A 12,331-nucleotide genomic window follows, 5' to 3' on the forward strand; every position below is an offset into this window, starting at 1 on the left:
TTCTTAAGTAAACCATAAAATTAGCAATCACAATTTACGTATATCAAATGTGTAACTACTCAAATAAATCAGCCTAAAATTTTGTAATACTATGGGCATTAATGCTTACTTATGAGACAAAGTTTCAAAAGTACAAAAAATAAACCTCTAATAATTATCCATCTCTTTCTCTCGTAACCAATTATTCATTTTGTAAAATACCCATATTGCTCCAATTGGAAATGTTATAATAAGATGTGATTCCTTTTCCCATAAAGCTCCACCAAATCCCATGATTTGAAAATGCAAAAGCTTGAATGACCAGTCTCCAAACGGGTTTACACCAATGGCTGGAAAATTTAACAAAATAGGAAATAAACAGCGTAACACTTTTTTGAAAATGCTATTCCGTATGATATAAATTACTGCTATAATATTGATAACTATTACAAGCCACCCTACTATTTGTATTAGTTGATTTGTCATTGATTAATTCAGTTAGACTCTAAAATAGCTCTTGCTTGAATTTATAAATTTCTTCTCCATATTCTTTTTGACAGATATAAGTAAATTTAAAATGTTCTTTCCCATGATAAATCTTAATAAAAGAGTCACCCCTTTTTTTTATAATCGTATCACCTATATGAAAATTGTTAATCATAGTTTCGAACATTCTTGCACCATAGTTATGAAATTCAACATTTTTATTACGATTTGACAATGATTTACCATATAAATGTAACCTATTCCCCGCTAACTCAAATTTTTCGAGAACCATAGAAAACTCGAAATCTTCCTCAAAATTCTTTCTTGATTCTTCACAAGTAGGACGCTTCATATCACAACCAACGAAAAATAAATAAATAAAAAATAATGTTACTTTCCTGTATGCCATAAAAACGTTGTGTTTGAGTATATTTTTCTAATTCCCCAGTTACCAATTGATGGGCGTAGTCCAAAAGAAGTTGTACTTGTACCACTTGACGTTGGACGATAGAATCCCTCTCTTATTTCGGCAGATTGAGAATAACCACCTCCTAAAAAAGCATTCCCGTCATAGCCCACACCATCACCACGTAATCCTTCAAAGAAATTTTCTTGTCCGCCGTATTTGTCGTAAAAGTTAGCATTTACACCTAATCCAACCCCAGGAGCTTGTACTCCACCACCAATAGTAACACCTCCAAAAACACCGATTCCGTCATCTCCAAAAGCAAATCCTCCATCAAAACTTGCTGAACCAAAAATTCCACTTGCACTACCTGATACACTTAATCCAAAACCATCAGAATGATAAGGGCTAAACCTGTTTCTATTTCGTTGCTCGGTTAACCACTTAGCATAAATCTCTCTTCCTGGTTTGCTCTGTTTACTTACAGTAACTGTTATTCCAGGTAATTCTCCACCATATGGAATATTCTTATCTCTAATTTTACTTATAGACCTTTTTATTCCTTTAACTCCTTTTTCAGCCCCTTCGAATGCAAGTGATGTAGCAGCTCCATGTCCTACACCTTCTAAAAAGTTACCGCCATTAATTCCCGAACCAAGTCCACCACTTATTCCTCCTGAAATTACTTTACTGGCTATTGATTTAAAACTATTACTCGCACCCTTAAAAACAGAACCAACTATCTTATTACCAATTCCCTCTCCAATTCCATTTGTAAGAAATGAAACGCCAATACCAAATAAAGCATTGCCTATTGCTTGACCAGTACTTGCGCCTGATTTTTTATCATCTATATAGCCTTTAACTAAGTTATACCCTGCCCAAACTAACGACAAAACAGTAAAGAATTCTCTCCCATCAGGGTCAGTTCCCATATTAGGCATATTCCCCATTCCCACATAAGGAGATGTAAATTGTCCTGCAGGGTCTTGAGTATGCCAAATACCTAAAGCGGGGTCATAGTCTCGCCAACCAAAAGAGTCATAATTTAATCCAAATGCATATTCTCTTTCTTTACCTTGGAAAAGGTTTTCGTCTCCACCATTGATTGTGTTCGAGGTCTCAATGCCTACTAATTCTATTCCCCAAGGGTCATAATGGTTTTCTTGTACTACTACAGCAGGTTCTTGTGTAATAGTCAGATTATCAAAGAACACAGGACTAACATTATCAGCACCTGTCAAGACCTTTATCTTTCCATCAGTTGGAGCTTTGTACTGTAGCGTAAGTTCCTCCCAAGAGTCTTTCGCTTCAACACTTACAGGTACACTACGGGTTTCAACGACACGATCTGCGGTATCTAAAACCTGTATTTTTAAATAAGCTTGTGGTTGTTGTCCTCTTTCAACCGTTTTAGAGCCATATTGTATTGGTACTGCAACGCCCCCTCGAATTACCCAACGCTCATCTTCTCTAGCTCCTGTAATAGGAGTAAGCTCCTGTTGCTGGGTTTTGGTTACACTTTCCTTACCAAACCACAGAATTGGCAACCACAATTTACGTCTTTTCTTTAGTTTCTCAAATTCATAATGAGCAAAAACTTTGGCAGTAATTAACTCGCCTGCTTGTACAAGAATAGTTTTTGATGGTCCTTCCCCTTGAGACACTTTAGCAGAAAAATTGCCTGTATAAGAAGCCTGAGTACTTAAGAAAGGCTCTACATTATCGGGATGTAGTGTTTCGGTTACTTTGTCTTGTGGTTCAAAGCTACTTTGTCCAGAGACTGTCGCTGTAGATTGACGATACGCTACCCTAAGATTACCCTGTTGGTCTCTGTACTGATATTCATAAGTATTAAAATCACTTGATCCTGCCTTTAATACTCTACCTTCATCATGGTTAATACTGTAGGGGTTTCCATCACGATAAATTATATCTCTTACATAATCATATCGTTTTTCAGCAGTACCATCTTTGATGATTTTGTACATCCTTAGCCCAGAAGCGTCATAGACGTTTTGGATAGATCTATTATTGCCTGTTAAAGTAATTACTTCTGCAAGCCCAAGATAGTTATAAGTAATACTTGTTATTTCACGGTTCCGGTCTAGTTTCAGACTGCCATCTTTATAGTACTCATAATCATCTGAAGCAGTATTTCGGTCTTTAAAGTCTTGTACTATTGCAGGTTTATTATTAGCTTCTGCATCTTGTACTTTTTGTAATTTATTAGAATTAGTAGCATAAGTATAGGTTAGGTTATCAATCACGCCCCAACCACCAGGTGCAGTGGCTGTTCCACTGTTCATTCCTTTTCTTGCCAACGAAGTAATGTTTCCATTATCGTCATATCCAACGTTTTGCAAGGTATAATCTTCGCTTCCTACTCCAGCATAAGTAGCGCCATTTAGTCTATCTTTCGCATCATAACTATAGGTGAAACTTCGAGTACTCGGTCTACTTTTTGAAATCCAAGACTGGGATTGTAGTAAATCCGTATAAGTACCATTAGAAGTAGGTGCTTTATAACCATACTGCATTCCAAAAAGATCATTCTGTGAGGCTTCTAAGCTAGTGGCTCCGCCATTAACGGTCTTTAATCGTCCTCTGATATCATAGTTATAATTAACTATCTGCAAAGCGTTAGCACTGGTTCCTCCCCCCGTATTAGCACCAATGTAGGCATCATAATTGGCATAAACGTCAGCATTGGGTGAAAAAAGCACTTCTGATGTTGCAATAGAAGAATTATTGCTTACACTACCTGTAATAGTAATATTACTTTGATAGGTAGTCCCTCCCCCTGATGATATATTATAAGTGCCAGGTTGTATTTTTTTAATAGAGAGTCTACCTATATTATCATATTCATAATTAGCAATCTCTAATTCTTGGTTAGTCCCTACTTTATGAAACGTCTTGATTTTTCTCCCTGCATCATCATATTCATAGCGAGTCACGATTGTGAGGTCATTTTGCCCACTTTTACGATAGACTACTGTTTCTTTACTTAATTCACCAGAATATAAATATTCGTTGGTAGTAGTATTAAAACTGCTATTACCAAAACGATTTACAGAATGTGTTTGAATAATTCGACCCTCATCATCATAATACACTACTGAAGTTAGCCAATCATTGGTTGTTAAATTACGCGTTTTTGAGCCTGTTAATTGCCCTGTAAGTGTTTTTAAATTGCCGTCACTAAGGTATTGTCTATTACTAACGGTGCAGTCAAACCCTGTAGGTAAACCCCAATTATAATTATCATAATAGTTAATGATTTTACAGTCTATACTTATTAAACCAGGCAGTGTATTATTTGTATAGCCTTCAAGTGTTGGGTTTTGACGAGTTTCATAAACATTACCTGTTTCTGCGTCTAAGTTTTCTTGCCAAATAGCTCTGGTTTGAACACTAGGAAGAACAATAACAGCCTTGATAATTTCTCTACCCAAAACATCATATTTAGTTACAAGCCATTGAGAATTATCACTATGTCGTTCATTGCGAGACATTACTGCTTGGCCAAGTCTGTTATATACAACCTCTGTCCACCCACCACCAGGAGATAAGGATCTAATCGCTCTACCTTGTTCATCATAATCAGTAGCAAATACTAACTCCTTTTTGTCACTGATATTAAAATCTGCGGTACCATACATTTTGGGTACAATAATACAAACAAGCCTATCTAAAGGGTCATAAGCATATTGCGTAACCAATCCAGAAGCTTCCTGTCTTAAAAGTTTACCCTCTTTGTTAACATACTCAATTACTTGTTTGCCGTCTTCGCCTGTTGTAGTTTTTTTAGTAACAATGTTAGCATTATAAGACCCTTTCTTGATACTATTCGCATGAACATATTCGTCGGTATAATAGTATTCAAAGGTTGTGGTGACAATCTCTACATTTTCACTTACCTTAACATTGTTATTGTGCCAGTCTACCCCAACCCCATATTTAGTGGTGGGTCTTCCTGATGCATCATACACAATTTTAGAAAACGGTGCAGCATCTCCATAAGCATTATTTGCCCCTGTTTGTATGTCGGGCTGGTAAGAACCATTTGAGGTTGTACTTGGATAAGGCAAATATGATTTTTCAGGTCTTCCAAAAACATCAAAAGTACTACTAGAGATGATATCATTTTTGCTTGTGCTCATCTTGTAGCCAATTGTTTGTAAAGTTCTACCTGAACCATCAGAATATTTAATGGTAGTAGTTACAACATTTTCTTCTCCTAGATGATTAGCAGTAGCTGTTTTAGGAACCCTAACAATAACACGATTTTTGGTATTATCAGTATTAAGTGTTTGAGAAAAGGTGTTCGTTATTCCCCAAAAGAGGATTAATAGTAGATATAGTTTTTTCATCTTATTTTCTTTTCAATTGAGGAAAAGTGTACTTATTTGTATGTTCTTCGTAAATAGAAAAATCTACTGACCTTTAGGTTTATACTCTATATGCTTTATGATATTCCCAAAGCGATCTAATACTTTAATCAATCTACCAGTTCCCGTCTCATAAACATTAGTAGTAAAAATACCATTAGGAGCAGTCTGTTTAGTAACACCAAAAATTGGAGAGTCAAACGTTACTGTAGAAGTCTGTGCTTCGGCTGTTCCTGCTGCATTAGTAGTCTGATATGGTAATAAATCATTAGCTTGATAAGTCATCGTAGTTTTAGCTCCAAAATTTACTTTTGTTTCTGTAGGTAAACCATAAGCGTTATAGCTATTTACTGTATTTGAGAGCACATAATTTGGACTTTTGTCAATAGTCCCGTTTGGTTGATTATTTGACCCTGTCCATTTTGCTTCTGTAAAACTATCTAAAGGGAACAATTTCAGCCTATAGCTTTCTTTGGGTAATGGAGCTTTTGGAGAACTTTCAAGGTGATAGTTGATATAGCTGGCATTTATAATTTTATTATTTCTTTTAGTGAATGTTTCAATGGGTGTAGCAATCATATTCCTATCTAAAAGTTGTTTAATTGCTTTTGGTTCATTGTCTGTTGGAGTCTGTGATACAGAGGTAGTTACATTTTGACAATCATAAGTCCAGCCTACTTGTTCCACATAGTTTGTTTGACATTCTTGAACGGTTGTGCTAGTAACTCCAAAATTAAAATCACCTGCATATTTATTCCAGTTTTCAATAATATTACCCTTTGAATCTTTTGTAGTTGTTTTTACGACTTGATAATGGTTACCTGGATAAGTAGTACGATAGGCAACAGGTATTTCAGTATCATTTTTATAAAAATACTTTACTTCATCTTCTGTATAATTATTGCCAGAATAGTCATAATTACGTTGCACTTGCCTTTTTAAATAAGCATGATAAACGGTGAAAGAATAGTTGGTTTTTTGTGATTCAATAGGAGTAATGTCATTTAAATATAAATATCTTTTACCTGATATTACTTGACTAGTAGACCATAAACCATATTCCATTTCCATAACAGAAGCCAGTTTATTGTCTTTGGTATATGATTCTGATTTAATCAAATTTTGAGATTCGTAATCTATTTTTGGCGTAAATAAGTTTGGATAATATCCATATCCAGAAGAAGGGGAACATACATCAACCTCTGTTTCTAATTGATTATAGGTAAACTTATTCGTTGCTAACAAACGATTATCTGCTTCCACAGTGGATACATCTCCAGTAGTAGAATAAATACTTTCTGTAATATTTTTATAGCTAATATAAGGTCTTGATAGTTGGGATAAAGCACTTAAATACAGATAATCATTAAAGCCAAATACCTTTCCACTGGCAGTTCCATAATTACCACTATAGCTAAATCGATAAACAGGTTTCATCACTAGGAAACCAGAAGATAAAGCATTGTTACTGAAAGATTTGTATTGATATTTTTTAACGGTTGAAATTCCAGAGATTAAGTCTTTGGAAATAATTTTAGCTATTCTATTACCTCCAATTGGTAATAAGTTTCCATTACCATCTTTATAGTTGTTTGCATCATGTAATTCATACAAAAAAGTCGTTTCAGTACCACGGTTAGATGTAATCGTTTTTAGGCTATGAATAGATGAATAAAAACTATTTGCCGTTCTATTTCTGACAAAACAAGACGAATTTTGACACTCTCCACTTCCAAATATTCCCTCTCCAGTAAAACCGTTGAAATATCCCCAATGATCTTTTGCATATTCTCCGTTAAAGGCTTCATTATTAGTTGTGTAATTATCAGGTCCTAAATCGTGAACATGTAAAGCATTTATAATTAATCCAGGGAAAGCTGCATAATTATTGATTGTATTTTCATAATAGTTAAATGATAATTCTTGATTATCGGGCATTATTATTTTATCTAATCTAAGTCTATAGCTGTTAGGACCAAAAGGCTGATAATGAGTAGTATTACCATTTTGGGCATCATGATTATCTACCCATGAATCTGCTCTAAAATAACTTTGTTCGAATGAATAAGTTAACTTGTTCTCCCAGGCGTTATTTACTTTACTTTGTACTCTTATATTTTTTAGTATTCTTCCATAAAAAGCTGCATTTGTACCCCAACCAAATAAATCTTCCCTTTTAAAACTTTCAGGGTTAGAACAACTTTGGAAAATTGTTTCATTTGTTATTTCATCGACATATGAACAATCATAAGAATTTTGCTTTCTAAATTCTATTTTAATATTAGTTCCTGTAATAGCTTCGAGTACAGGGGCATCTACATATTCGTTTACATTACTTGTATTGCCAACATATTCAAAACTACATGAGCTATTCGCATGAGCTTGATAACTAGGCATACTTATATTTTTAAATCTATCATGACTATAGTCTAAAACTACAGCAAAACCATTTGGGCTGATAATTTTTGTAAGCATCCAAGCTCTTGTAATAAAATTTTTAATATAATTAGGACTCGCTGCTCCTAGATTACTTCCCTGACTTATATCTCCAGAATAGCTTTTCTCAATAGCTTCATTGTATGCGTAGTTATTGACTTCTTGTTTTGTACCAAAAATATATTTTGTACCATCTGGCATTGTAACTGTGAAATCAGTAAACCGATAAAATGATGGTTGTCCACTATAGTTTATTCGTGTTAAATGCGGTTCAATCTTCACATCAGATGCAGGAATTGTGTACACTTTACCGTTTTCAGCGAACATAAATCTAATCGATGTTCCACCAACATTCATAAAGAATTGATCAGGCTCATGGTCATCGTAAACATTGGTAGAATAATAACCATTGTCTTTATAATAGCCTTTGATATAAGTACTACCATTAAAAGAACCCTCGTCTGGTGAACCCATTGTCATTCTTGAAATCATCCCACCAGCATTTAGAGTCCAACCTAGCCCAACAAATGAAGCTTTTTCATCTACTCTAATGCCAGAAGTATTACAGCTCAAAGAAATAGGAATATTAATACCCCCTTCTGAAAAAGTATAAATAGGAATATTCACCATGGCTGCACCTGTATAGGTACTTACATTGAAATCTTGCAAACTAGAATTAAACTTGCTTTCTGGTGAGCCTTGGCAATATGTTTTAGCTGATATTAAAAAAAATAACAAGCTAAAGGCAAATATATTTGGTAGGTATAGTTTATTTTTTGGTCTCATTTTTATTAAATAGATTATAAGCTAAACTAATATTAGCAGAATGATAAGGATGTGAATGTTGAGGTAAAATATTATTACTAGGTGTATATCTATATTCAGCTCCTAGTTTGAAATTGAAAAGTTCATAAAAAACTCCCCCTCCGAACACGAACTCCGTTTTACTTATATCTTTTGAGTAATATTTTAATTCATCGTTTGCTGAACCCTTAATCGAGGAATATGAAAGGTAAAACCTATTTGCAGTAATAATATTTGAAGTTGTTTCTTGTCCATTATAATAAAGTTTATCCGTATTCACACCTTTATAGCTGTATCCCAAGAGAACGCCAGAGGTTAAACTTATACTTAGATGATTAGTTAAATTAAATCCCTTTTTAATTAATACTGGAAATTGATTAGAACTATAATTTACTTTATAAAAAACATCTTCATATACAGGTTGATACTCTACTTCTCCGTTGGGTAGTTGTATATTGTCTTGGCTAATGAATTGCTTTTGATATTCCTTGGTTTGTATTTCCATTTCAGCTTGGATATAAAGCCTCCATTTTTTTACGATAGGTACTTGAATACCAAATGCTAAATCATTTCTTGCAATTGCTTTTTCTCTAAATGACCCAAAACTTGGCAGTATTTCTTTATTTACAAAACCTTGCCCATATCTGACCGAGACACTTACTTGTCCAAAACTTAAATTAGGCAATAATTGAATCAAACAGCCTAAAAAGAATAGTTTGAAAATAGATTTCATCTTATTTCCTATGTTTTTCTAATTGTTTAATTCTTTTATCTTGCTGAATTATATACAGCGTCAATTCTTCTATTTTCTGTAATAGTTTTGCATTAATTTCACCCACAGAAATTCCTTTTGCTTCCACTTCTTTGGCAGAAGGAATTTCAGGTAAATGCCCATTTGTTTTGATATAATTTTCTACCTCTGATAAACTTTTTAATTTAAAATCTTTTTCAAATACAAAATCTGCCCACGATGTACGTACTCTTAATTCATTAGCCAATATTTTTCCATTTACCGCTAAATTGAAAGAACCAATCCCTGCTAATGTTTGTCCAGTGTTATTCATATTAATCCCGACATATCCTGTAATGTTGTTCAAATTAGTAATAGTAGTACCACCACCAGTTGTAGGACACGATGTAGATATAAAATTCCATAAACGATAATCAACAAAAGCTTCAGCAGTAGTACCATAAGTTTGAAGATATAATCCTCCCCCACCACCTTCTAAGTCCCATGTAACGCCATTACTTAAGGAAATTCTATATGAACTATTATTTGATTCGAGATTCCATAAAAAATTAGTATTTCCACTTTCAAATGCTGATAAAGTAATTTGTTGACCTCCTGTTGCACTAGCTACTTTCATGGCAGTATTGGCACTTATAGAAGTGAATTTGAAAGATGCTCCTACAGATTCAGCTTTCCACTTTTGATTATCTTGATTATTTACAGTTTGTTGTTGTACCTTACCGTCGGACATTGCTTGTAATAAAGTAGTTCTACCTTTTGGCTGAATAGTATAACAATTACCACTAGTCAGACTACTCGTTCCTCCAGATGCCGCACCTACAGTAATCGTATTACTTGATGATGTAGCAGTTGAGGTTGCATTCGTAGTATTCGTTATTTGTGGAACTTGAATTGTCTTTGTGACAGTACATTTTGCTGAGAGTTGATCATTTAAAGCAGGAGAACTGACAATGTTATTTGAAAGTTGCACACCATTTTTAAAATATGTCACTGTTCCACTACAACCGGTTGCACTCAAAGTAGTGCTAGTTCCTACAGTAGGATTTGTAGGGCTACTTGTCAATGTAATGGCTGGAAGTTCCTCCCATAAATTTGTTCCATCATCAAAAGTATAATGAAAATAAGAAGCGGGTAGCGATAGTGATGCAGGTTGTTCCATGCCAGACCACTGTCCATTCTGGCCTTCAAAAACATATTTACATGAAGCATAGCTTGTTGTAGCCCAACCGCCATCTGTCAAATAATTAGCACTTCTTACTACAAATTGTTTTGGGTTAGCATTGTTAATCTTGGTAACATACCATTTATTGTTCCATGTTCGTGCTTCAAGAGGTACCCCTTGGCCTGTACCTATATTTTGTCCATCATAGAAAGTACAACTTTGACCAATACTAGAAGAAATAAAAAAAATGAGGAATAAGAATGAGAGTAGAATAGATTTCATTATAATGTGATTTTATTTGAGGGAGATTATAAGCGTATTTCTCTACAAAAATATTATGTATACACATACAAAAAATACCCCAATTAGGTGAAATTATGTCACCTAATTAGGGTATTTTTTGTAGTACTTGTAGATATATTTATATAGTAATTGAAATAATTAATATTTAATTTTCAGCGATAAAGTGTTTTCTATTTCCTTTCTCAGCAATAATGCGATATGACCTATTTTATGTTTTCCTTGTAAATCCATTTTTTCAGTAATTCGTTTTTTATAAGTTTTCACAGTATTAATGCCTAAATTCAACTCTTCAGCAACAAACTTTTCTGTTTTACCTGAGGAAATATGATAAAATATTTCAAGCTCACGAATTGTTAAGGATTTAAGTTGATTTTTCATTTTTTGATTCTCATTAGTCTCGTTTTCAAAACTATTTAAGTAATGGTTGATACTTGTTGACAAATAGGTTCTTCCTGCAAAAACTTCAATAAGGCATCTCTCTAATTCACTAACACCACATCCTCTGTGAATAAAACCTTTGACATTTTCATTTGTGCTATGTAAAAAGTATGTTAAATACTCTGGAGATTTTTTACTAGCATATATGATGATTTTAGCTGTTATATTTAATTTTTTTAATTTCTCAGGAAAGTCAAGGTTGATAGAATCTGAAAGTTCTGAATCAATAAAAATAAATTCGGGCCGCAATTGCTCAATTTTTGAGATGATGTTTAAATCATTGTTTAAAATTGCAACGGTTCGAAAATTACAAGAAAATTGCCATTCTGAAATCATTTCAGCTTTTAATAAGTCAGGTATCGCAATTAGGAGTGTGGGGGTTGTATTACTACAAATTTGCTTGGGTAGAAAGTAGTTCATGATAGAGTTAGTTTTAAAAAAAATATGGTTTTTGGGTATTAATTTTATTTAAAAAATTAGCGTAGCGCACCAATAAATATGTACTAAATTATATTTTTTTTTAAAAATTTAAAACTATTTTATGTTTAACATTTCTTTTAGGAGTTTATATTAGATATAATCTCTTAAAAATCTGGACATAAATTAAGTCATATAGCATGGCAGGTAAAGATTTTTGGAGAGCTTTGGATAAAGCATTAGGAGTAAAAGGCTAAAGGAAAGTTTTGTTACAGAAAAGGAATACTATTTACTTCGTAAAATAAAGGCAAGGAGTCAAAAGACAACGCTAAGCTGGTTATACTTCTGTGTATATACTTCAAATGCTGTCAGGATTAGTAGCCGGAGGCTGGAAAACTGCCAACAGACCCTAAAACTGGTGACTTGATGAGAGTTTTACAGAATAATAGATAACTACTACATGAGCTTCTGAAAAACTCAAATGAATCAGACAAGGAAACTAAAATTGTATATTTAAAATAAAGCACCTCAAATAAATAGTAAAATCCACCCAATAAATTAGTGAATTTTACTATTAAGAACAATTGAAAAACTATTTCCAAGTAAAGTCTATTTAAAGAAAGTGAAAATATATTGTTTTGGAGGAACTCATTCAGTGTAAATGGGCTTTCAAATCACTAAATCACTAAATCACTAAATCACTAAATCACTAAATCACTAAATCACTAAATCACTAAATCACTAAATCACTAAAT

Annotated in this window: 7 protein-coding genes; all 7 read right to left on the reverse strand. The window is 33.5% G+C overall.

Features of this window, described 5'->3' with window-relative positions; all coding sequences use genetic code 11:
* Positions 1-147: 147 nt before the first annotated feature.
* Entirely contained in the window at positions 148-465 is a 318-nt protein-coding gene (locus J2Y60_RS23880) for a hypothetical protein (protein WP_309913186.1), read from the reverse strand.
* Between the two features lie 19 nt (positions 466-484).
* Positions 485-874 carry a hypothetical protein gene (locus J2Y60_RS23885; protein WP_309913189.1) on the reverse strand — a complete coding sequence of 130 codons (390 nt, stop codon included), beginning with the start codon at positions 872-874 and terminating at the stop codon, positions 485-487.
* The gene (locus tag J2Y60_RS23890; RefSeq protein WP_309913192.1) at positions 856-5,247 is read right to left on the reverse strand and encodes a DUF6443 domain-containing protein; all 4,392 of its coding nucleotides are present in this window, start codon (positions 5,245-5,247) and stop codon (positions 856-858) included. The genes J2Y60_RS23885 and J2Y60_RS23890 overlap by 19 nt, the downstream gene beginning before the upstream one ends.
* A gap of 63 nt (positions 5,248-5,310) precedes the next feature.
* Positions 5,311-8,487 (reverse strand): hypothetical protein, encoded by a 3,177-nt coding sequence (locus J2Y60_RS23895; protein WP_309913195.1) that lies wholly within the window; start codon positions 8,485-8,487, stop codon positions 5,311-5,313.
* On the reverse strand, positions 8,471-9,238 hold the full coding sequence (locus J2Y60_RS23900) for a hypothetical protein (RefSeq protein ID WP_309913197.1): 768 nt from the start codon (positions 9,236-9,238) through the stop codon (positions 8,471-8,473). Before J2Y60_RS23900 ends, J2Y60_RS23895 begins: the two co-directional genes overlap by 17 nt.
* Position 9,239: 1 nt before the next feature.
* Complete coding sequence (locus tag J2Y60_RS23905; protein ID WP_309913200.1) at positions 9,240-10,700, reverse strand: RICIN domain-containing protein; 1,461 nt, start codon at positions 10,698-10,700, stop codon at positions 9,240-9,242.
* Between the two features lie 159 nt (positions 10,701-10,859).
* Positions 10,860-11,579 (reverse strand): response regulator transcription factor, encoded by a 720-nt coding sequence (locus J2Y60_RS23910; protein ID WP_309913203.1) that lies wholly within the window; start codon positions 11,577-11,579, stop codon positions 10,860-10,862.
* Positions 11,580-12,331: the final 752 nt, after the last annotated feature.

The sequence above is a fragment of the Arcicella sp. BE140 genome (assembly GCF_031456255.1).
GTDB classification, from domain to species: Bacteria; Bacteroidota; Bacteroidia; order Cytophagales; family Spirosomataceae; genus Arcicella; species Arcicella aquatica.

What these genes read in the sequence shown, in the direction of transcription:
- J2Y60_RS23880 (WP_309913186.1), bottom strand. Translation starts at nt 465, where the DNA reads ATGACAAATCAACTAATACAAATAGTAGGGTGGCTTGTAATAGTTATC.
- J2Y60_RS23885 (WP_309913189.1), bottom strand. Translation starts at nt 874, where the DNA reads ATGGCATACAGGAAAGTAACATTATTTTTTATTTATTTATTTTTCGTT.
- J2Y60_RS23890 (WP_309913192.1), bottom strand. Translation starts at nt 5,247, where the DNA reads ATGAAAAAACTATATCTACTATTAATCCTCTTTTGGGGAATAACGAAC.
- J2Y60_RS23895 (WP_309913195.1), bottom strand. Translation starts at nt 8,487, where the DNA reads ATGAGACCAAAAAATAAACTATACCTACCAAATATATTTGCCTTTAGC.
- J2Y60_RS23900 (WP_309913197.1), bottom strand. Translation starts at nt 9,238, where the DNA reads ATGAAATCTATTTTCAAACTATTCTTTTTAGGCTGTTTGATTCAATTA.
- J2Y60_RS23905 (WP_309913200.1), bottom strand. Translation starts at nt 10,700, where the DNA reads ATGAAATCTATTCTACTCTCATTCTTATTCCTCATTTTTTTTATTTCT.
- J2Y60_RS23910 (WP_309913203.1), bottom strand. Translation starts at nt 11,579, where the DNA reads ATGAACTACTTTCTACCCAAGCAAATTTGTAGTAATACAACCCCCACA.